The 22,402-nt window shown below is 37.8% G+C and carries 22 protein-coding genes and 1 tRNA gene; 11 read left to right on the plus strand and 12 right to left on the minus strand.

Translation table 11 applies throughout. From position 1 onward, the window contains the following. Positions 1-93: 93 nt before the first annotated feature. Positions 94-828, minus strand: a complete 735-nt coding sequence (locus RMA94_RS02660) for a phosphoadenylyl-sulfate reductase (RefSeq protein ID WP_060466061.1) — start codon at positions 826-828, stop codon at positions 94-96. A gap of 184 nt (positions 829-1,012) precedes the next feature. Here RMA94_RS02660 and thrH point away from each other — a divergent pair, with 184 nt between their 5' ends. Next, a complete protein-coding gene (gene thrH / locus RMA94_RS02665; protein ID WP_009389629.1) occupies positions 1,013-1,630 on the plus strand; it encodes a bifunctional phosphoserine phosphatase/homoserine phosphotransferase ThrH in 618 nt (205 codons plus the stop codon). A 58-nt stretch (positions 1,631-1,688) separates the two neighbouring features. Here thrH and RMA94_RS02670 read toward each other — a convergent pair whose 3' ends face one another. Both RMA94_RS02670 and RMA94_RS02675 read right to left on the minus strand, forming a co-directional pair. Then, entirely contained in the window at positions 1,689-3,119 is a 1,431-nt protein-coding gene (locus tag RMA94_RS02670) for an outer membrane protein transport protein (RefSeq protein ID WP_311081753.1), read from the minus strand. A 598-nt stretch (positions 3,120-3,717) separates the two neighbouring features. Next, entirely contained in the window at positions 3,718-4,416 is a 699-nt protein-coding gene (locus tag RMA94_RS02675) for an NAD(P)H-dependent oxidoreductase (protein ID WP_199984804.1), read from the minus strand. A gap of 159 nt (positions 4,417-4,575) precedes the next feature. Between RMA94_RS02675 and RMA94_RS02680 the strand changes: the two genes are divergently transcribed. Further along, entirely contained in the window at positions 4,576-5,601 is a 1,026-nt protein-coding gene (locus tag RMA94_RS02680; RefSeq protein WP_202745310.1) for an AraC family transcriptional regulator, read from the plus strand. Positions 5,602-5,649: 48 nt separating this feature from the next. On the opposite strand, the gene RMA94_RS02685 is transcribed toward RMA94_RS02680, so the two are convergent. Both RMA94_RS02685 and RMA94_RS02690 read right to left on the minus strand, forming a co-directional pair. After that, positions 5,650-6,642 (minus strand): fatty acid desaturase family protein, encoded by a 993-nt coding sequence (locus tag RMA94_RS02685; RefSeq protein WP_311081754.1) that lies wholly within the window; start codon positions 6,640-6,642, stop codon positions 5,650-5,652. 105 nt (positions 6,643-6,747) lie between these two features. Further along, on the minus strand, positions 6,748-7,548 hold the full coding sequence (locus RMA94_RS02690; RefSeq protein WP_311081755.1) for a PaaX family transcriptional regulator C-terminal domain-containing protein: 801 nt from the start codon (positions 7,546-7,548) through the stop codon (positions 6,748-6,750). A gap of 353 nt (positions 7,549-7,901) precedes the next feature. Here RMA94_RS02690 and RMA94_RS02695 point away from each other — a divergent pair, with 353 nt between their 5' ends. The 4 genes from RMA94_RS02695 (at position 7,902) to hchA (ending at position 11,902) form a co-directional block, all read left to right on the plus strand. Then, positions 7,902-8,720, plus strand: coding sequence for an undecaprenyl-diphosphate phosphatase (locus RMA94_RS02695; protein ID WP_002116515.1), 819 nt, complete (start codon positions 7,902-7,904; stop codon positions 8,718-8,720). Between the two features lie 158 nt (positions 8,721-8,878). Further along, complete coding sequence (locus RMA94_RS02700) at positions 8,879-9,775, plus strand: AraC family transcriptional regulator (protein WP_311081756.1); 897 nt, start codon at positions 8,879-8,881, stop codon at positions 9,773-9,775. A 32-nt stretch (positions 9,776-9,807) separates the two neighbouring features. After that, the gene (locus RMA94_RS02705; protein WP_311081757.1) at positions 9,808-10,818 is read left to right on the plus strand and encodes an NAD(P)H-quinone oxidoreductase; all 1,011 of its coding nucleotides are present in this window, start codon (positions 9,808-9,810) and stop codon (positions 10,816-10,818) included. Between the two features lie 208 nt (positions 10,819-11,026). Next, a complete protein-coding gene (gene hchA, locus RMA94_RS02710) occupies positions 11,027-11,902 on the plus strand; it encodes a glyoxalase III HchA (protein ID WP_311081759.1) in 876 nt (291 codons plus the stop codon). Positions 11,903-11,915: 13 nt separating this feature from the next. Here hchA and RMA94_RS02715 read toward each other — a convergent pair. Next, positions 11,916-11,988, minus strand: a tRNA-Arg gene (locus tag RMA94_RS02715). A gap of 309 nt (positions 11,989-12,297) precedes the next feature. Between RMA94_RS02715 and RMA94_RS02720 the strand changes: the two genes are divergently transcribed. Continuing rightward, positions 12,298-12,552: a TIGR03643 family protein gene (locus tag RMA94_RS02720; RefSeq protein WP_032052731.1), complete on the plus strand. Its 255-nt coding sequence runs from the start codon at positions 12,298-12,300 to the stop codon at positions 12,550-12,552. 85 nt (positions 12,553-12,637) lie between these two features. Here RMA94_RS02720 and RMA94_RS02725 read toward each other — a convergent pair whose 3' ends face one another. Together RMA94_RS02725 and RMA94_RS02730 are read right to left on the minus strand one after the other, a co-directional pair. Beyond that, positions 12,638-12,778, minus strand: a complete 141-nt coding sequence (locus tag RMA94_RS02725) for a DUF2256 domain-containing protein (RefSeq protein WP_080947730.1) — start codon at positions 12,776-12,778, stop codon at positions 12,638-12,640. Between the two features lie 4 nt (positions 12,779-12,782). Further along, positions 12,783-14,306, minus strand: a complete 1,524-nt coding sequence (locus RMA94_RS02730; protein ID WP_151302310.1) for a cryptochrome/photolyase family protein — start codon at positions 14,304-14,306, stop codon at positions 12,783-12,785. Positions 14,307-14,593: 287 nt separating this feature from the next. Between RMA94_RS02730 and nudC the strand changes: the two genes are divergently transcribed. Next, positions 14,594-15,373 (plus strand): NAD(+) diphosphatase, encoded by a 780-nt coding sequence (nudC, locus tag RMA94_RS02735; RefSeq protein ID WP_311081760.1) that lies wholly within the window; start codon positions 14,594-14,596, stop codon positions 15,371-15,373. Positions 15,374-15,452: 79 nt separating this feature from the next. On the opposite strand, the gene RMA94_RS02740 is transcribed toward nudC, so the two are convergent. Then, positions 15,453-16,832, minus strand: coding sequence for an amino acid permease (locus RMA94_RS02740; protein WP_031946772.1), 1,380 nt, complete (start codon positions 16,830-16,832; stop codon positions 15,453-15,455). A 378-nt stretch (positions 16,833-17,210) separates the two neighbouring features. Between RMA94_RS02740 and prpF the strand changes: the two genes are divergently transcribed. The 3 genes from prpF (at position 17,211) to RMA94_RS02755 (ending at position 19,901) form a co-directional block, all read left to right on the plus strand. Beyond that, positions 17,211-18,398, plus strand: coding sequence for a 2-methylaconitate cis-trans isomerase PrpF (gene prpF / locus RMA94_RS02745; RefSeq protein WP_311081761.1), 1,188 nt, complete (start codon positions 17,211-17,213; stop codon positions 18,396-18,398). A gap of 164 nt (positions 18,399-18,562) precedes the next feature. Then, the gene (locus tag RMA94_RS02750) at positions 18,563-19,474 is read left to right on the plus strand and encodes a farnesyl diphosphate synthase (protein WP_311081762.1); all 912 of its coding nucleotides are present in this window, start codon (positions 18,563-18,565) and stop codon (positions 19,472-19,474) included. Between the two features lie 58 nt (positions 19,475-19,532). Then, the gene (locus RMA94_RS02755; protein WP_086265299.1) at positions 19,533-19,901 is read left to right on the plus strand and encodes an MmcQ/YjbR family DNA-binding protein; all 369 of its coding nucleotides are present in this window, start codon (positions 19,533-19,535) and stop codon (positions 19,899-19,901) included. A 70-nt stretch (positions 19,902-19,971) separates the two neighbouring features. Here the strand turns inward: RMA94_RS02755 and RMA94_RS02760 are convergent, their stop codons facing one another. From RMA94_RS02760 to RMA94_RS02770, 3 genes are all read right to left on the minus strand, one after another. Continuing rightward, positions 19,972-20,826 (minus strand): SPFH domain-containing protein, encoded by an 855-nt coding sequence (locus RMA94_RS02760; protein ID WP_032006515.1) that lies wholly within the window; start codon positions 20,824-20,826, stop codon positions 19,972-19,974. Positions 20,827-20,854: 28 nt separating this feature from the next. Beyond that, positions 20,855-21,316: an NfeD family protein gene (locus tag RMA94_RS02765; RefSeq protein WP_086265300.1), complete on the minus strand. Its 462-nt coding sequence runs from the start codon at positions 21,314-21,316 to the stop codon at positions 20,855-20,857. A gap of 105 nt (positions 21,317-21,421) precedes the next feature. Beyond that, a complete protein-coding gene (locus tag RMA94_RS02770; protein ID WP_014207516.1) occupies positions 21,422-22,339 on the minus strand; it encodes a patatin-like phospholipase family protein in 918 nt (305 codons plus the stop codon). Between the last annotated feature and the right edge of the window lie 63 nt (positions 22,340-22,402).

The raw sequence follows: 22,402 nt of genomic DNA on the forward strand, positions 1-22,402 counted from the left end.
TATATAGCGTTTAGAGTAGAGAAAATATGACTTTGTGTACGGAACATGACATAAAAAAAACCACTGATTTGCCAGTGGTTTTTTGATATCCAATTACTTTTTCATATTACCAGCATGTAAGCCACACTCTTTTTGAGTGGCTTCTTCCCACCACCAGCGTCCTTCACGCTCATGTTGGTTTGGTAATACAGGTCGCGTACATGGTTCACATCCAATAGAAACAAAACCACGCTCATGAAGAGGGTTATATGGAATTTCCATCATACGGATGTAGCTCCATACCTCAGCACTTGTCCAGTTCGCTAGAGGGTTATATTTAATGAGTTGCTTACCTGGGCCGGAGAAACCTGCATCAGCTTGTACTACAGGAATTTCTGTACGCGTACCTGGGCTTTGATCTTTACGTTGACCTGTAATCCAGCCATCTAAAGTCGCAAGTTTTTTACGTAAAGGCTGAACTTTTCGAATACCGCAACATTCTTGATGCCCATCTGTAAAAAAGCTGAATAAACCTTTTTCGTTTACCATGTTTTGAACAGCGTCAGATTCAGGGAAACAAATTTCGATATTGATATTGTAGTGTTTACGAACAGTTTCAATAAATTGATAGGTCTCAGCGTGCAGTCGGCCAGTGTCGAGACTAAAGACACGGAAAGGCTTACCTAAGCGTGAAGCAATATCAATTAACACAACATCTTCTGCTCCCGAAAACGAAATTGCAATTTCACCTTGTTGGCTTAAGGCAAGTTCTAAAATTTCTCGAGGACTTTTGGTTGCATATTCAGCAGCAAGAGCATCTACGATATCAATAGTCGGAATAACGGTCATGTGTGTTCCTGGCAAAAGGCTTGGGCGCATTGAGTTATGAAAAATATTCTAAAGGATAGTTAATAAAGTGCTTAGCACTTTAATTTCGATCCTTATGAATAAAATTGATTTGATCAATAACAACGCAAAACTGAAAATCTTAATGGTATGATACAGCAATTTTTAACCAACGTTGGAAGCATTCATGGAAATCGTATGCCTAGATCTTGAAGGAGTTTTAGTTCCTGAAATCTGGATCAATTTCGCTAAAAAAACAGGGATTAAAGAACTCGAAGCAACAACTCGTGATATTCCGGATTATGATGTTTTAATGACTCAGCGTCTTAATATTTTAAAACAACACGGTTTAGGCTTAAATGACATTCAAGAAGTCATTGCCGAGATGGGGCCATTACCGGGGGCAAAAGAGTTTGTTGAATGGGTGAGTACGCATTTCCAACTCGTGATCTTATCAGATACCTTCTATGAATTTGCGCATCCTTTAATGAAGCAATTAGGTTGGCCAACCATTTTCTGTCATAAATTAGAGACAGATGAAGAAGGAATGATTACGGCTTATAAACTGCGTCAACCAGATCAAAAACGTGAGTCGGTTAAAGCATTACATGGTTTAAATTTCCGTGTAATTGCTGCTGGTGACTCGTATAATGATACAACCATGCTTGGTGAAGCTGACCACGGTTTCTTGTTTGATGCACCAGAAAATGTGATTGCTGAGTTTCCACAATTTCCAGCTATCCACGGTTATGATGCATTAAAAGAAGCAATCCGTTCTGTTTCACAGCGTACAATACCAGCTTAAGAATAAATAATAAAAAAGGCGCTTAAAGCGCCTTTTTTATATGAATGAGTCTTGAAACTTAGAATTTATAACCAAGTTTTAAACCATAAGCGATAGCGTTGTTGTCAGAGAAATCCGCAACATATTGATCACTACCAGCTTGTGCGCCAGTTTGAGCTTTAGCATCACCCAACCAGAAGTATTTTACACCGCCAGCAAGGAAAGTTTGTGGAGTAGGACTATATTGAAGACCTAAGCCTACATTCCAGTAACCTTCTGTTGGGCCTAAGGTTGTTACAGGATTACCCGCGCCAGAGTCCCAGCCCACAGAAACGTTACCCGCCCACTTGTCGCTAAGTTTACGGCCAACACCGGCGTTAACAGACCATTGGTCATCAGAGTATTCAACTAAGTTAAAACCATTTGGACGTCCAACAAGCCCACCTACAGCTTCTGAAACTTTACCAAATTTATATGGTTGGATAGAGAAGTCTTTCCAGTTTACCCATCGTACATTCGCGAATGCCACTGTATTTGCCATGATACCTGTTTGGAAATCAAGGTTTACAGATTGAGGGGTAGTAATTGTAGTTTTACCTTCTGAATTAATAGCTTGAAGCTTAGATGCCGGAACATCTAAACCAGCGAGCACAGAAGTAAGACCAGGGAAATTTAATAAAGATAAGTCTTCATTAATATTGGTTTTATGGTCGATTTCAGAACGATAAGTTAAAGATGCTTTAAGCGCAATTTCTGGAATTTGATAAGCTGCACCTGCTAACCAACCTACACCAGTAGTTTCTTTAATATTTGCATCATAACCATTGTAAAGGCTATAAGCTTGACCTCGAAGACTTACGTTACCTTTAACTGTTTGTAATACTGGACCAGCATAGAAGTTAAAGTTTTGGTTTGGTTGGAAGCCAAAAACAAAAGATAAGTTTTGTGTATCTACCTCAACTTTAGTTCCGCCAGTACCTAAATAATTATTTGCTACAGCAAGAGCACCAGCAAGTTGTTGAAATTGAGGACTTGCTAAAACTTGGCCTTTTGCTATGGCTAAGGTTTGATCATTTACAGGTAAACCTTGTGCTACTAAAGCCTCTTTTGCTTTTTTAGTAACAATCCCGTCAATTGCACCAGCTGATAAAACTGAGTCAGACCCAGGGTTTGAAACAAATGCATTATTACCTGTGTATTCTGCATCTGAACCAAATGGTTGATCGTAAAGTAAACCAAAAGAAAATTTATCGTTAAGTTGTAATTTTAAGGCTGCACTTGGAAAAAAATAATCATCAGCCATATCGCCAATGTTACGATTTGTTGTGCTTGATCCTGCTTCTTTACCCGCTACATCTGGGTCTAGAATAGAAATACCAGCTTCAAAGTAGTTACCAGGTTGTAAGAATGCAGACATTGACTGTCCAGAGCGATCCAATGCTGCTGCAAAAACCCCAGTTGCAGGCAGCGTTGCTAAAATCATTGCAGTGCTCAGATGTTTTAATTTCATTTTAATCTTTCCTTGAACTTCAAGACATTTTTTTAAAAGTAACAGAGTTAAACCGTTTAAACTGTGTTGCCTTCAAAGCTCCTAATTACAAGTAATAGAAGCTTTGATAACTCCATGTAACAAAAATAGCATAATTAAAATAAGAGTAAATCTATTGTATGAACTGAAGAGTACTCACTTTTTATACAAAATCTGTCAATAATGAATGAAAAATGAAGGAATATTTCTATTGTTTAATTAATTTAATTAATTGATATTTATATTTTTTATATATCAGTAATGGTCTTTATTTTTATGACATTTTTGTCACAAATCCAAGAAAAATGGTCAAAGATTTTTTTGTAAAAATATGAATTAAGTGATTATGAAATGAGTATTAGTTGTCATTTTTAGTTGATAAGTCTCGTTTCTCTACATCTGTATATTATTGATTCAGTTTTATATTCTTAGCCTTATAAAAAAATTTACCTTAATTTTTTTACCATTTGATCTATTTTTTGAGCGAATTTGGATTCTATATTTGAAAGTTATGTGTAATAAAAAACCGAAAATAATGATCTAAATTCGGTTATTTAATTTTAAGAGCTAAAACAGAGTATTAGAGTGGATAGAGTTTTTCATCAAATTGCTCAAGTTTGGGAAATTTTAATGACTCGAGCTGGTCAAGATGAGTAAGGTAGATTACATAGTCTTCAAGAAGGGTCTGTCGTGCTTCTTGGCTAATATACGGTACATGGTAAGCAATAAATGGCGGTAAGACTTCAAAACCAGCATATGCCAAAGTACCACGTTGAATCGGGTATAAATAATTTTCGATTGGGCCGTGAATTGAGTTTTCTCCAAACATGTGTGTTCTACCACCGAGTGTTAAACACAACATCGCTTTTTTTCCTGCCATGCCACCATGGTTGTAAAACCGTTTACCGCCATAAAAAAGCCCAGAGACAAATACCCGATCAATCCAGCCCTTTAAAATTGCCGGCACAGATGTCCAATAAAGTGGGAAATTTAAAATAACAAGATCAGCTTTTTTTACCTTTTCAATTTCTACTTGAATATCAGGAGCTAGAAGCTGATTTTTGCTGGCATTTCTTTGCTCTAGAGCATAGTTAAAATAATCAGGTTGGTTAAGCTCTAAGAAATCCGCTTTGGATGCAATAGGGTTAAATTGCATCGCATATAAATCTGAAATTTCTACGCTATGCCCCAATTTTTCTAAGGTTTGCTTAGCTGTACTTTTTAGAGCAGTGGTAAAAGACTGCGGTTCTGGATGAGCATGGACAATTAGAATGTTCATAGGGGAGGACCTGTATTCTTTTCATAAATTGTGCTGTCTAGTGCAATTCAGCGGATTTTGTTTTGAATAACTATGCATCAATTTAAAAGCATGGCATAGTTCATGAACTGACAGTTTTTACCATTTCGCGCCATTTTATTTTGCTTATATGGGTTGCTCATGAATCCAGAATTACCCGGAACTTATATTAATTTAATCGTCGAGACTGTTAAGCGGTGGGGTGTCTCTGGTGAGCAGCTTTTAAATGGAAGTGGAATAACTTTAGACCAATTAGAAAAGCCTTACTGGTATGTTGAATTCAACATCTTAAATCAGCTTATTGAACGGGCGATCGAGTTATGCAAAGAGCCAGCACTAGCAGGATATTTAGCTTTAAGCATGACGGCTTCATGTTATGGTTCAGTTGGAATGGCTGCCATAGTTTCTCCAAATTTAGGAGAAGCGCTAAAAATACTTGAACAATTCATTGGTTCACGTTGTAAGGTTTTCAAACCAGAATTAAAACAAGAAAATAATGATGCATGTTGGTCAATTCATCAGCCCATCAATGCATTTCAGCTGAGCCCAAATGCCAACATTTTTTTGTTACTCGGTTTTGTTCAAATTGCGAAAAAATTAACAGGGCTTTCTCATTTGGGAAAAGTTGAATTACCAATGCCAGAGCCGATAGGTTTTGGCCAAATCAGTCATCAACTGGCTGTAACTTGTTTATTTAACCAAAAGCGTAATCGTTGGATATTTCCAAAAGAGTATTTAGCACAACCTGTATTAACGGCAGACCCAATGCTAGCGCCGTTGTTAAATGCGCAGTGCAAGCGGGATATAGAGAAATTAAACTTAAAAAGTGGTTGGAAAGGGCAAGTCAAACAAGTGGCCGAAAAATTGCTTATGAATGGGAATATTGAGGCGCTAAAAGTTGGACAAGTGGCTCATATCATGAATATGTCGGAGCGAACTTTGCAACGTTATTTAGCTCTTGATGATACTAGTTTTACACTTTTGGTTGACTCACTGAAAAAGGAGCATGCCCAGAAACTTTTAACTCAAAATAATATGTCGGTTGAAAAAGTGGCTTTAATGCTAGGTTATGCCGAGACTTCTCACTTCACTCGTGCGTTTAAGCGCTGGATGGGAGTGACGCCTAAATATTTCCAAACCAAACATAAGATGGCGGATTCAAATTAAAGGGCCACAAATTTAAATTCATAGCCTTTCATTTATTATTTGAGTCAATTAATTAGATTGTTCTGGCTTAGATGAGAGTGAATCAATCACTTCAAAATAGCTAGGTGGTGCTGGAACATGGCCGCGCTCTCTCAATAGACGATGCATACGTGGCAGTTTGAAGTAGGGCACCGAAGCCATTAAATGATGTTCCATGTGATAATTGACATGAATCGGCGCTACAAAACTTCTAGCAATCCAACCTGCACGTGTAGTACGAGTATTAGTTAAAGCTGTATTACTCGTTTGCATCCCTGCATGTTCGGCCATTGAGCGAATTCTTAAAAATAATGGAAACGGTGTTAAATAAGCTAGGGGCCATAACCAATAAAACCGTTGTTGACCAAAAGCTTTTAAAACACCATAAAGAGCTACATTGGTTGCAATGGCACCACTACTGTTTTTTATAAGACTTTTTGCATAATCAACGAAATCTTTATTGCTTCGATCTAACCAGACTTGATCATTTGCAACGGTCCATTTCATTAGATCTAGGTCCATTAATACTCGGCCAAAGCTAAACTTTAATCCCGTCATACCCGTTAAGTCGCGTAAAAATTTACGAGTAAGCGATTTTTTGCTTACAGGAAAACCAGAAACTAACGAAAGATCTGGGTCATCTGGAGTAGATGTTTTTGCATGATGACGAACATGATGTACGCGATATTTTTGTAGATCATTCCAGATTGGACGGGCGCATAGCCATTCACCTACAAAGTCATTTATTTTTTTATTTTTGAATAAGCTTTTATGAGATGCATCATGCATCAAAATTGCTAGACATAACTGGCGACCTGCCAATATAGCTAAAGCTAGCATACAAGCAAGTAATTTGCCCCAGCTAGGTAAGTAATCCCACATCATGATTAAGCTTGCAAATGTTCCGCCAATAACGGCCCATGTGCTTGCAACAGCCCAAGCACCGTATATGTCTGAGGGTTGTATGAGTTCTTGTATTTCTTCTCTGCTAAATAGATCGGTCACACTCACTTGTGCATTCATTTTTATTCTCCCAAATCAGATTTTGGTATCCATATCTTATATTACAAATATAATCATAAAATTTTAAAATGTGAAATATTTGTTTGTAAAAAAATAAATCGCCCTTTAGTGGGCTAATTCATTTTCATAAAGTTTCTGCCATAGCTTTTGTCCAATCGAATCGAGCTGTTGTACATTTTGAGCAAACTGATTGCGGGCATGTTCATCAACAAATGGAGAAGGCAGTAGAGGATCATTCATGAGTAAGGTAATGGTTTCACGGCCTAATAATAAAGCTTGGGTAGCGGCCTCATTTAAGGATAAATTTTTATAATTCAAAAGCCATTCTTGGATATCATGACTATACATTTCATAGTTCTTTTCAAGCTGTTTGGTATCCCACAAAGAAGGAATTAACGAAACTGTTTTTGCGTCAAATTTTTGAATAATAGAAATTTTAGCTTCATTTTCAAGACCAGCTAAAACAAGTTCTTCACATGTTTTTTCAAAGCTATACGCTAAATTATCTGGGCGTATATAAATTCCAGTTTCGAGCCCTCTAAAACCAAATTGATGTAAAGCGCGTTCTCTCTTTTTTAAAGCGGTCCGATCAATACGACCTAAAGTTCCAGTAAAGACTGCCAGATAGTGTTGTTGCCATTCTTTAGTCTGCTTAATGCCATTTTTACGATTCAAAATAACTTTTGCCCATTCTTTGGTTGATGGCGAAAGTTGATAAATACCGCGTTCTACACTTTCTATCATCCCTTCATTTAATAGCCGAGTCGTAGCCACACGAATACCGTTGTCACTCATATTAAAAAGTTTAGCGGCAATTAATATTTGTCTAATCGTGAGCTGAGGGTAAGCAGAGGAAAGAAATAAATCGATAATGAGATGGCGTGCATTAATTTTGATATTTTTCATTCAGATTGAATTTTTGATATGAGTTGCATTTGATCAGAATAATATCATGTTTTTTTAAGGACTTTTTAAGATCATTTTGTAGAGTAAGTAAAGGTAAAAAGCTTTGTCTATAACAAGAAAAACTTTGGCAGTTCTTAACCAAGTTTTATCTTTTTACGATAGTTAACCCAAGTTTGTCATCATGATGTGATACATTATCGCACTTTAAATAAACTGCCTTTAACTAGGGGCAATAACCACAAACGTTAGAAATGATCTGATATTGAACTTGTGTTAAGTTTAATTTGGGACTTACCAATTTCGATAAAACAAATTTTAGGTCGTTCTAATGATTAACTTTCTTTGAGCAAGTTATGGAAAATTTTGAAGTTATAAAAGCACTGTTTTTAGGCTTTGTCGAAGGCTTAACTGAATTTTTACCCATCTCGAGTACAGGCCATTTAATTTTATTTGGTCATATTATCGATTTCCACTCAGACGGCGGTCGTGTATTTGAGGTCGTAATCCAGTTAGGTGCTATTTTGGCAGTGTGCTGGTTATACCGACAAAAAATTATTAACTTGATTAAGGGATTCTTTAGTGGTGATGTGGAATCACGTCATTTTGCGATTAGTGTGCTTATTGCATTCTTTCCAGCAGTCATTATTGGTGTTCTAGCTGTCGACTTTATTAAAAGTGTTCTATTTAGCCCAATTGTGGTTGCAATTGCCTTAATTGTCGGTGCCCTTATCATTTTCTGGGTGGAATCTAGACAGTTTGAACATAAGACACTTGATGCAACCAAAATCACCTTTAAACAAGCGCTTTTAGTAGGTCTTGCTCAGTGTGTGGCGATGATTCCGGGAACTTCGCGTTCAGGCGCAACAATTGTAGGCGGAATGTTTGCAGGTTTATCACGCAAAGCTGCTACAGAATTTTCTTTCTTCCTTGCTATGCCTACCATGCTGGGGGCTGCGACTTTTGACTTGATTAAAAATGCTGACGTACTCACCTCAGACAATATGGTCAATATTGGCGTAGGTTTCGTTGCTGCTTTTATTGCCGCGCTGTTTGTTGTAAAAGCATTAGTACTGTTTGTAGAACGTCACACGTTACGTGTATTTGCTTGGTACCGAATTGTACTTGGCGTAATTATTTTGATTGCAGCAATGTTCTTTAATTTATCGGCTTAAATAGGCCGATAAAGTGAAAAAACCTAGAATGCTCTAGGTTTTTTTATGCCTAAAAATTGATTTGAATTGCCTATTTATACAAAGTAAACGTAAGACAGATGTTTTCATTTTAGGTTCATTGTTATATTGATTATTAGATCACTTCTCACAATAAAACTATGCCGCAAAATCATCTTACAGAACATTTGGTCGATGCATTTTTGCACTTGGCTCCAGCAGAAGGCCTCTATCCTACTTTTATTTCTAATATCACTTTAATGCGGGTAGATCATTCCACACCACCTATTGCCGTGCTGCAAGAACCCTCAATTGTTTTAGTGATACAGGGATTAAAGCGTGGATATATTGGTAAAGAAATCTTTCAGTTTCAACAAGGACAGTGCTTATTTATCTCAATTGCAATACCGTTTGATTGCGATACTGTTGTTGAAAATAATGAACCCATGTTGGCGATTGCAATAAAATTTGAACCACAAATGATGGCTGATCTCATTACTAAAATGGATAAACAGCAACAAGTGATTACTGAAGATGCTCACGCGGAAGATTTAAAATTAAGCTGTGGACTTAGAGTGATTGACATGAATGCCACCATTTCAGAGGTTGCTCTCAGATTGCTCAATTTACTTCGCTCTAAACAAGATACTTTTATATTGGGTGAGCAAGTTAAAAGAGAATTGGTTTATCGTGTGGTGCAGGCCTCAGGTGGTAATTTAGTCGAGAGTTTATCGGCTATAGCAAGTCGAAATGGTGTGATTTACACCATTTGTGAAATTATTCAGCGTGATTATTATCATAATTTAACGGTTCAAGAATTGGCGAAACAAGCGGGCATGAGCATCTCGCTTTTTCATCAAACTTTTAAAAAGGTGACGAACTATTCGCCTTTACAGTACATCAAAATTACTCGGCTACATAAGGCTCGTGAGTTAATCATGAACAATAAAATGGGTGTAGCAGAAGCAGCCTATGAAGTGGGGTATGTCAGTGCTTCACAATTTAGCCGAGAATTTAAGCGACTGTTTGGCGTTCCACCCAAGTCCTCAATTATTTAACGTAGATTAGTATTTTGAAATATAAATCAAACATGGAGTATTTTATGACCCTTCCCAAAACCATGAAAATTATTGAAATTACGGCTCCTGGTGGACCTGAGGTTCTAAAAGTTCAAGATGCTAGTCTTCCAGTACCTCAAGCAGATGAAGTCTTAATTGAGGTAAAGGCTGCTGGAATTAACCGTCCTGACGTTTTACAGCGTATGGGTTTATATCCAATGCCTAAAGGTGTTACTCAAATACCGGGACTTGAAGTCGCTGGTGTCGTGGTTGCTGTGGGTGAACAAGTAGATCAATTCAAGGTTGGTGATAAAGTTTGTGCCCTAACAAATGGCGGTGGTTATGCAGAATATTGTGCGGTAACTGCAACTCAAGTATTGCCAATACCTGAAAATTTATCATTTACGCAAGCTGCTGCAATTCCAGAAACATTTTTTACGGTTTGGGCAAACCTATTTGATATTGGCCGTTTAAAGAAAGATGAAACTGCACTGATTCATGGTGGGGCAAGTGGTATTGGAACCACAGCTTTAGCAATTTGCCAAGCTTTAGGAATTAAAACTTTTGCTACCGTTGGTAGTGAAGATAAAGTTGAAGCACTCTCTAGTTTCACCACAGCAATTAACTATAAAACCCAAGATTTTGAGCAAGAAGTTTTGAAACATACTCAAGACCAAGGTGTTGATGTTATTTTAGACATTGTGGGTGGTTCTTATTTCACGAAAAATTTAAATCTATTAAAACGTGATGGCCGACTTGTCATTATTGGTTTTATGGGGGGTCGAATCGCAAAAGAATTTGACTTACAAAAACTGATTTTAAAACGTGCCACAATTACGGGTTCAACGATGCGAGCACGTAATAGCCAAGAAAAAGCAGAGATTGCCCAATCTTTGCATGAGCATGTATGGCCATTATTGGCTCAAGGTAAATGTTTACCGCAAATCTATAAAACGTATGCTTTTTCAGATGTACAAAGTGCTCACGCATGTATGGAACAAGGTGATCATATTGGAAAGATCGTTTTAGAAATGAATGCGTAACGCTGTAATCATTGAAGTTTGGGCGAACGACAGGTTCGCCTAAACTGAATTTTATAATTCTAGATTCTGCCTATTTCTCTATAAAAATTGCCAAATTCTATTGGCAGATTGCACCAGTTCTATAACTTCACCTATAAATTGAGTAAGAAATAAAAATGGGTTATTACCTTATTATTTCTTTCCATACTGATGAAAAAGGATAGTAAAAATGAATACCGCAAATATTGATGATAAAAATCCTACTCCAGATTTGGCTGAAGATAATGCCTTTTTCCCATCACCTTATTCACTAAGTCAATATACTGCTCCTAAAACCGATTACGACGGCACGACTTATTCAACGCCGTATGCGGGCAATAAAAAAGTTTTAATGATTGCAACTGATGAGCGTTACATCCAGATGCAAAACGGTAAGTTCTTTTCAACAGGTAACCATCCTGTAGAAATGCTTTTACCGATGTTTCATTTAGATAATGCAGGCTTTGAAATTGATGTTGCGACACTTTCTGGGAACCCTGCTAAACTTGAAATGTGGGCAATGCCAAAGCAAGAACAAGTTGTATTAGACACTTTTCAAAAATATGCAGACAAGTTAAAAAATCCTCTGAAACTCTCAGATATTTTAGAAAATGTAGTAGGGGAAAATTCACCTTATGCGGCTGTCTTTATTCCGGGTGGGCATGGTGCATTAGCTAAGATTCCACATAGCCTTGAAGTAAAAAAAGTCCTTAAATGGGCAGTTGAACAAGATAAATTTATTATTACTTTATGTCATGGGCCTGCTGCATTATTGGCTGCGGCTGTAGACGAAGCGCCAGAAAACTATATTTTCAAAGGTTATCAAATTTGTGTATTCCCTGATGCTTTAGATGCAGGGGCGAATATCGATATTGGCTATATGCCGGGTGCGTTACCTTGGTTAGTTGGTGAAAACCTTGAAAAACTCGGTGTGGAAATTTTAAATAAGGGTATTACTGGACAATGTCATAGAGACCGTAAATTGTTAACAGGTGATAGTCCGCTTGCTTCTAATAATTTAGGCAAACTTGCAGCTGAAACGTTGTTGGCTGAAGTGAGGGATTAACGTATTAAGTATGTGCGCCCTGCGGGACTCGAACCCACGTCGGTCGCTTAGGAGGCAACTGCTCTATCCAGTTAAGCTAAGGGCGCATAATTTTATGATTATAAACAAAAAAGCTATTGCGAAGGCAATGGCTTTTTTACGTTTTAGGTATTAAAACTTTTGCCATAGTGGGCAATAAAGATAAAGTTGAACCATTCAATGGTTTTGAACACTTATGTCTTGTAGAAAAACAGTTTAGAAAGCTAAAAAATCACAAAAAATTCATGTTGATCTTTCTATGATCTCAAGCAAAACACGAAAAGGTTTAAGACAAGCAATTGAGTAGATGAAACTATTCCCGAAAGGTTGTTTGTTAAAAATCAGATTTGGCTATCTATAAATCAAAAGGGCATAGCATGAAAAAAATTGATGAACAGGACTTATCTAGAATTATTGAAATGGCATGGGAAGATCGCACTCCATTTGAAGCAATTGAGCGAGAGTATGGCTTAAGCGAAAGCGAAGTTATTCGTTTAATGAGATACAACCTAAAAACCAATAGTTTTAAACTTTGGCGTAAACGTATGGCAGGGCGTAAAACTAAGCATCAACAATTACGTTCACCAGACGTTGAACGAGCTTACTGCTCTCGTCAGTATAAATATGCTTAACATCATCAGATATAACCAATTGAAATCCAGCTGATTCAACAATCAAGAGTAGTGTTGAATCAGTTAAAACAATCGAGTGAAATATCTACTTAGTTGATTGGGCTTGTCTTTTACATCTTTCAGAGCAATATTTTACTTCTTCCCAGCAACGTTCCCATTTTTTTCGCCAGTCAAAAGGACGTTGACAATAGGCACATATTTTCTGGGGTAAATGTTGTTTTTTCATGATCTTAAAGCTCATCAAGTTGATGAATAAGTAACTTGGCATGCTGCATGACAGAAGCTTTATCTTTCATACGATCAAGGTTTTTATAGACCATAGCCATTCTGGGATTCTGACGAAATATGGCCTCATGTCGGCTCATAAAATACCAATATAAACTGTTAAATGGACAACTGTCAGACTCAGTTTTTGTTTTGACGTTATATGTACAGTGCTGACAATAATTTGACATTTTATGTACGTAATTACCTGATGCAGCATAGGGTTTACTTGCCATGATGCCGCCATCTGCATACATTGCCATGCCTAAAGTATTCGGTAATTCGACCCATTCATAAGCGTCTACATAGACTGCTAAATACCATTTGCAAATTTCTGATGGAATTACACCTGCTAAAAGTGCAAAGTTACCTGTAATCATTAAACGCTGAATATGGTGAGCATAGCCATGTTCAAAGGTATTTCTGAAACACTCGGCCATACATGCCATTTTTGTATTACCCGTCCAGTAATATTGTGGCAGCGGCGTGCTGGCATGAAGGGTATTTTGATCGCTATAGTCAGGCATAGATAACCAATATATTCCACGTACATATTCCCGCCACCCTAATATCTGCCGAATAAATCCTTCTACTGCATTTAATGGAGCCTGTCCGCTGTAATAGGCTGTTTGAGCAGCGTCACACACTTCTTTTGGCAACAACAATCCACAATTTAAATAAGGTGAGAGCAGACTATGAAACATAAAATCTGAACCATAAACCATGGCATCTTGATAATCGCCAAAGTGAGGTAAGATGTTAGAAATAAAATGATCTAGAGCAAGTAGGGCATTTTGACGGGTAGTTGCCCATTGAAAGGAGTTGATATTGCCGATATGTTGTGAAAATTCTTTCTTGACCAGTTGAATAACATCTATATCAATTTGATCATGCTCAAAGGCTAATTTTGATGGCAAAGATGGATTGCCTGACCACGCTTTTCGATTGGCTTGATCAAAGTTCCATTGCCCGCCAACGGGTTGTTGGTCATGCATTAAATAGTGAGTTTGCTTGCGCATTTCTCGGTAAAAATATTCCATTCTTAGTGTCTTATATTTGTTTGCCCATTGCTTGAATTGTTCTACGGTACAAAAGAATCGATCATCTTCTAAACAAATAACAGGTAGTTTTAGCTTGTTAGCCCATGAATTTTCGATTTCATGTTGTAAGCGATACTCACCACATTGGGTAATGACGAGAGCATTCGCCGAGAAGTGTTGCTGCTGCAAAGCAATAAAGTCGACTAACTTTTTTATATGACTTTCGCGCTTAAATGTGTGATAACGGATTTTCCAACCCTGTGCTTTTAATTCTTTTGCAAAGTGCCGCATTCCACTAAAAATCAGTGCTATTTTTTGTGGATGATGAGCAACATAAGATGTTTCCTCAAATACTTCAGCCATCAAGATAACGTCTTCATTCCGGTTTAAATACTTGAGCGTTGCGAGTTGGTGATTTAATTGATCACCCAGAATTAAACCAAATCGCATATTTTTGCTTCATGAGATGGAACTAAAACTAGTCTATATTTTCAGAGATCAATTTTATGTGAAGCAGAGCTTCTAACTTCATCACTAGTCACTTAGCTATAAAAAGATAAAGACAACTTAAAAACATAACGCATGTGAATAAAATGTGATTTTAATCAAAAAGATACAAATTAAATGAATTGAAGGTGTTCGCTAATATGCGTAAGATTTTAAAAAAATATGTTTAAGCTTGATCCTTTTGAAGGAGCAATAGAGTCCAGCGAAAGGTTCTTCACTCGAGTATATAAATGGATACCAACAACCATCCTATTGCTTATATTTTTCAGCAGCAACAACTTTTGGTTGATGCGAATTTTAATCTACCTTGCCTTCAACAGCAGAAACATGATTTACATATACAAGCAGACCCTCTAGTAATAGCAAGAGATTTCCAAGAAGGCGAACTTATTCCAAATGGATATCAGTTCATACCTATTCGCCAACTCTTACAGTATTGGACTAAACCGCAGTTTGAACAGGCAAGTCGCGCTTTTCAGTTGCTAGAGTGGCGCCGTAATCATCAGTTTTGTAGTCGTTGCGGACATAAAACCCAGCAGCATAAGACTGAATATTCGATGACTTGTCCAGCATGTAATTTTAGTCAATATCCTAGGGTCAATCCTTGTGTAATTACCATTATTACGCGTGGTGAGGACAAGATTTTGCTGGCTAAAAATGCTAGAAATAAGAGCCAGATGTACAGTTTAATTGCTGGCTTTGTCGAGGTAGGGGAAACACTAGAAGATGCTGTTCGACGTGAAACATTAGAAGAAGTTGGATTACACATTAAGAATATTCAGTATTTGGCGAGTCAACCATGGCCATTTCCCAGTAACTTAATGTTGGCCTTTAAAGCTGAATATGAAGCGGGCGAAATTGAAATTCAGGAGAAAGAACTTAGCGATGCTCAGTTTTTCAAATTTAATCAATTACCTGAAATTCCATTTAAGGGCAGTATTGCTCATGCAATGATTATGCACGTTATTCATGGCACACCTGTCGCTGATGATACGAAACAGTGGCTTTAAACTGAGATTCAGATATGGCTTTAATCTTATATTTTTAAATAAAAAAGCCATTGTCTAGACAATGGCTTTTTAGATTTATTTATTCTTCCGGATTCTCAATGGAATCTAATTTTTTAGGATTTAAATAGTCAAAAAGTACAAGCATTGCTGTAATCCAAATAGGGATCATCATTACTGACTCTTTGAAGCCTTGAGTCCACATAATATAGAGAACCACAGCAATAAACGCTAAAACTAAGTAATTACTAAAAGGTGACCATAACGCTGGAAAAGATGTCTTAATATTCGCGTGCTTAACAAAGCGTCTATACTTCAAATGTGTAATTGATATCATTGCCCAGTTTAGAACAAGTGCACCAACCACAACATACATAAGATGTCCAAGAGCATCTTCAGGTACAAAGTAATTTAAAAGAACGCAACCAAAGATTAATAAAGCAGAAAGCAGAACAGCGGGAATAGGAACCCCTTGTTTATTGGTTTTTGCAAAAACTTTTGGTGCATTACCTTGTTGAGCGAGACTGTATAGCATACGGCTATTTGCAAACATCCCACTGTTATAAACAGATAGTGCAGCAGTTAAAATAATAAAATTCAGTAAGTGTGCAGCCCAACCAATTCCCATTTGACTAAAAATCATAACAAATGGACTTTTGTCGAGACCGCCAAGATCTAATTGGTTCCACGGCACTAATGAAAGTAAAATTGCCAATGAACCGATATAGAAAATCAAGATACGGAAAACGACTTGGTTAATTGCTTTTGGAATCGTTTTTTTCGGATCTTTTGCTTCTGCTGCGGCCATACCAATCAGTTCGATACCACCAAAGGCGAACATCAAGAAAGCCAACATATAGAAGAGGCCGCTAAAGCCATTTGGAAAAAATCCACCATGAGACCAAAGGTTACTAAATGAAATGTTTGAACCTACATCTGCTGTAAATAGCAAATAAAGTCCAAAAACAATCATAGAGATGACCGCAGCAACTTTAATAATAGCGAGCCAGAATTCGGACTCACCATAAAATTTGACGTTTGTTAGGTTAATTGCCGTAATCACGACAAAGAAAAATAAGACAGACGTCCACGCTGGAATATGAGGCCACCAATAATTAATATATTTGGCCACTGCGGTGAGTTCGCTCATCGCAACCAGAACGTAGAGTATCCAATAATTCCATCCGGTTAAAAATCCGGGAAATTTCCCCCAGTATTTATACGCAAAATGGCTGAACGATCCTGCAACAGGTTCTTCAACAATCATTTCTCCCAAGTGGCGCATAATTAAAAAAGCAATTAAGCCACCAATGGCATATCCTAAAATAATGGATGGTCCCGCAGATTGAATCACTTGCGCCGAGCCTAAAAATAATCCGGTACCAATTGCTCCACCCATAGCAATTAATTGGATATGTCGATTTTTTAGTCCTCGTTGAAGTGTAGAAGATTCGTTGGTCAAAGGTCTTCACTCACTATGAATAAGTAAATTATTCTAATAGATGGAGTTATTTTAGCCTAGACTACAAATTAATAAGGCGTGACTGAAAAGTAATTGTAAAATTTATTTAAAATCATAATCTTGCTTTTAATATTTCTATTTCGAGTGAAAAGTACTCTAAAAAATATAATTTCAGATAGACTTTTTTTCTTAGATTTTGCTTAGATTAAGTCATTGCAAGCATATTGTTAAATTCACAAAATATACTCGCGTCAATACGATTGATGTATAAAGCAGATCGCTATCTCTTGGCCTTAAAACAATTTAAGATGCAGAGAAGGGTAAACAAGAATGCTTGTTTTGATATAGAAGAACATAATAGTAAGGATAACAGTTGATATGAGCTCAGTACCGCAAATTAAAATTCCAGCAACTTATATGCGTGGTGGAACGAGTAAAGGTGTCTTTTTTAAGCTTGATGATTTGCCCGAAAAAGCCCAAGTTGCAGGTCAAGCAAGAGATCAGCTCTTACTACGTGTAATTGGTAGTCCAGATCCTTATGGAAAACAAATTGATGGCATGGGTGGTGCCACTTCGAGTACCAGCAAAACTGTTATTCTCGCTAAAAGCACTCAGCCAGATCATGACGTTGATTATTTGTTTGGTCAGGTTTCAATTGATCAGGCTTTTGTAGATTGGAGTGGTAACTGCGGTAATTTAACCGCTGCGGTTGGCTCTTTTGCGATTTCAAATGGCTTAGTTGATGTCGATCGTATTCCAGAAAATGGCCTATGCACGGTTCGAATTTGGCAAAAAAATATTCAAAAAACCATTATTGCGCATGTGCCTATTACTAATGGACAGGTTCAAGAAACTGGAGATTTTGAACTAGATGGGGTGACTTTCCCTGCCGCTGAGGTCCAAATTGAGTTTTTAGATCCTGCCGATGATGGTGAAGAGGGCGGTGATATGTTCCCGACAGGGAATGTTGTTGACCAATTAGATGTTCCAGAGATTGGTAGTTTTCAAGCCACATTTATTAATGCTGGTATTCCAACCATTTTCTTAAATGCAGAAGATTTAGGATACGAAGGTACTGAGTTACAAGATCATATTAATAGTGACGCAACTGCATTGGCACGTTTTGAAAAAATTCGTGCCTATGGCGCAGTTCAGATGGGCTTAATTAAAGATATTTCAGAAGCAGCAGCGCGTCAGCACACCCCAAAAATTGCTTTTGTCTCTAAACCAAAAAATTACACAGCATCAAGCGGTAAAAACGTTTCAGAGAGTGATGTCGACTTACTCGTTCGTGCTTTGTCGATGGGTAAATTACACCATGCCATGATGGGAACAGCAGCCGTTGCAATTGGAACAGCGGCTGCTATTCCAGGCACTTTAGTAAATTTAGCAGCTGGTGGCGGTGAGCGTGAAGCAGTACGTTTCGGGCATCCATCTGGGACACTACGTGTGGGTGCTCAAGCTGAACTTACAAATGGCCAGTGGGTTGTTAAAAAGGCCATTATGAGTCGTAGTGCGCGTGTGTTAATGGAAGGTTGGGTACGTGTTCCTGGTGACAGTTTCTAAAACTTACTTAAGAATGAAAAAAGCCTCTCCATTTTGTAGAGGCTTTTTTACTTAGGCCTTCGAAAACTCATCACGCACTTTTCACAGTGAATCGTGTATGATGTAGCGCATGAATGCTTCATAACATTCAATAAAATTTCTCTACTGATTTTATCGAGGCGACTGTGTCATCACTCTCTCAAGTTAATGCGGATGTTTTAAAACAAGCTCAACAACGTATTCAACAAGATTTATTGACGACACTGGCCGCATTCTCAATTCCAGAGCCTTTAAAAAGTGCAGTTCACCATGCAGTTATGCTTGGTGGAAAGCGTGTGCGTCCGGCTTTATGTTATGCCACTGCCTCTTTACAGCCAAATCCAAATTTTGCTGCGGCTCGTCGTGCGGCGGTTGCTGTAGAGTTAATTCATTGCTACTCACTAGCGCACGATGACTTGCCTTGTATGGACAATGATTTACTACGTCGTGGTCAGCCGACTTGTCATGTTGCGTTTGGTGAAGATACTGCTTTGCTTGCTGGTGACATTTTACAATCAATGGCTTTTGAGGTTTTAGGTAGCCGTTTGTTTGATGAACAAGGGCAGGGTGCTGATGCTGCGATTGTATTAAAACAAATGCAGATTTTAGCAACTGCTAGCTCCAAAATGGTCTCTGGACAGGTTTTAGATTTGCAAGCGGAAGGCAAGCAAATTACTCAAGACGAACTTGAAAATATCCATCGTAATAAAACCGGTGCGCTCATTCAGGCAGCCATTATGATGGGTGCAGTGACAATCTTCTCTGGAACAGATCAAGCAATTCCAAAGTTACGTCAATATGGACAAACAATTGGACTAGCTTTTCAAGTGTTAGATGATATTCTCGATATTACTTCGAGTACCGAAACCTTGGGTAAAACTGCAGGTAAGGATGAACAAGTACAAAAATCGACATATCCAGCCTTAATGGGGCTCGAACAAGCAAAGGTCTATGCTAAAGAATTGCATGATCAAGCCTTTGAAGCCTTAGCGCATTTTGGTGACGATGCGAAAGAATTAGTAGATATTTCACAATTCCTTTTAGCGCGTACCAATTAATAATATTAAATCAATATTCATAACTTCTATTCATGTGAAATGAATAAGGGAGAAAAGAATGAATGGTGCTCAGCTTCATCAAACTGCAATTGAAATCGCGCGTAATCTTCCCTTTAGTCAACAGACCCATCCATTTGGGCCAGACTATGAAGTTTTTAAAATTTTAGAGAAAATGTTCATGTTGACCGCAGAAGTAGCTGGCGTCAAAATGGTTAATGTTAAATGTGATCCCTATAAAAGTCAGGAATATCAGGAGCTCTATTCATTTATTATTCCTGGATATCACATGAATAAAAAGCACTGGATTTCGATTACACCGCATAAGAACTTAACAAGAGATTTACTTCAAGATTTAATTCGCGACTCTTATGATTTGGTTGTAAAAAAACTCCCTTTGAAAGATCAGAAAAGATTAAAAAACCAATAATATAAAAGATAAAAAACGGCGACATAGTAGTCGCCGTTTTGTTTTCAAATACTTATTTAAAGTAAACACATTAATTATGTTTTCCCATAATACCGCGAATTGTATTTAAAACATCGGCAGGTAAAACCACAGTTTTAGCATTGCTTGATTTCGCCATATCTTGCATGGCTTTCACATATTGTTCACCTAAAAGGTAAGCAACAGGAATTTCTTTATCACCAACCGCACTGGTTACCATTTCAATTGCTTTTTGAGATGCTTCTGCTAAGACCACTTGAGCTTCAGCATCACGACGAGATGCTTCTAAACGACCTTCTGCACTTAAAATAGCAGCCTGTTTTTCACCATCTGCTTTTGTAACGGCAGCACGACGTTGACGCTCTGCCGCAGCTTGCTCTTCCATAGCCGCTTGCATGGTATGAGAAGGTTGAATATCTTGAATTTCAACAGTTTTTAAAGTAATACCCCAATCTGAAATATCATCAGAAATCGCAGCTTTGAGCTTGGCTTTAATATGATCTCGTGAAGACAATGCATCATCTAGATCCATTTCACCTACAATAGAACGTAACGAAGTTTGTACAAGGTTTTGAATCGCCCATGTATAGTTTTCAATACCATAGACAGCTTTTTCTGGTGTGGTTAAATTAATGTAGGCCACTGCATTCATTAGTAATACGGCGTTATCACGTGTAATTACTTCTTGAGATGGAATATCAAGCACAATATCTTTCGTGGTAATTTTATATGCCACTTCATCTACATAGGGAATCACAAAATTAAGCCCAGGATTAAGTGTCGAATGGTATTTACCTAAACGTTGAACAATCCACTTATAACCCTGAGGAACAATACGTACCCCTTTAAAAATGGTGACAGCCACAAAAGCCAAAAAAGCTAAAACAATAATAGTACCGACTGGCATGAAAATACCCTCTCTTTATCTTTAATGTTTATGAAGTACCGTGGGACTGGACAATTAAGTCATTACCCGAAATATCAATAACTCTCACTCGATCACCGACTTTGACCGGATTAGTGCTTCGACAGTTCCATTCATCAGCCCCTAAAATAGGCATTGGAAAGCGAACAATAATTTGATCATGATCAAGACCGGTTTGAATCACCATACCAATTTGACCAATAGTCGCTTCACGGGGTAATCCCGCTTTAGTTTTATCAATTGATAATGGTTTAATAAATTTGAACCAAAGAATGGTGCATAGCACTGACAGAACTATCCACAATACAATTTGCGTTGTGAGGCTAATATCTGGAAATAACCAGTAGAGAAAGCACACCATAATGGCGGCAATACCAAACCAAAGCGCGGCAAAGGCGGGTAGAATCAGCTCGGAAAGAATAAGTAATATACCCAATACAAACCAGTGCCAAGGTTGTATAACAAACTCCATAGATCTGCTCTTTTATATATCTTTATGATGGGTAAAAGTGACTTAATATCACTTTTACCACTGTAGCAGATGATGGGGAGTGTGGATAGAAAAAAACCACCTCAATTAGAATTTAGGGCGTGGTGCAGGCTTAAATGCAGCTGGAGATTTTTTGAAGTTTGCAATTGCAGTTTCAACTTGGCGTATTTGCGCTTGAGCAGCTTTTTCACCTTCCAAAATTGCCTGATTACTTGATTTGAGGTCAAGAGTACCTAGATGACCAACTTTAGGTTGAATCACTACATTAGCTTGCTTGAGTTCTTCATTAATACTTTGTTGACCCATGATATTAATGGTTTGATCAAGTAGTCCCCACATATTGGCTGGGCGATTCCCTGCTGGACGTGCAGAAATATCAACCGCAATCACAATATCTGCACCCATATCACGAGCTGTTTTAACTGGAATAGGGCTAACTAATCCACCATCTACATATTTCTGTTTGCCAATAGTTGCAGGAACGAACACGTTGGGAATACTGCACGATGCACGAACTGCTTGCCCTGCATTACCTTTAATAAAGTCAGCTTTTTGACCATTATCAAGGCGTGTTGCAACCGCTGCAAAACGAATGGGGAATTTCTCAATTGGTTTGTTACCCACGTTACGGTTCACGTAGTCCTGTAACTTTTGTCCGAGAATAATACCCTGACGATTCAGGGTTAAATCACGGATATCTGACTCTTGTAATTTCAAAGCCAGACTTTGCAATTGATAAGGCGTTTGTCCACTTGCGTAGATACTTCCAACAAAGCTACCGGCACTGGTACCTGTGACAATTTTAGGTTTAATTCCGTGAGACTCTAAAACCTTGATTACACCAATATGTGAAAATCCTTTTGCTCCACCGCCACCTAAAGCAAGTGCAATCACAGGTTCACGGGCTTTCATTGAGGTTGTCGGTGTTGGCGTTTTGCTAAATTTATCACAGCCAAATAGTGCTAGAGAGATAAATCCAATACTGGCAAATTGAGCAATTTTCATCTTTAAAAAAATAATCTACATCGAGATAAATGAAGAGGGCTCATAAGACCAGATTTGTTCATT

The organism is Acinetobacter sp. V115_6 (genome assembly GCF_031799025.1).
GTDB lineage: Bacteria > Pseudomonadota > Gammaproteobacteria > Pseudomonadales > Moraxellaceae > Acinetobacter > Acinetobacter pittii.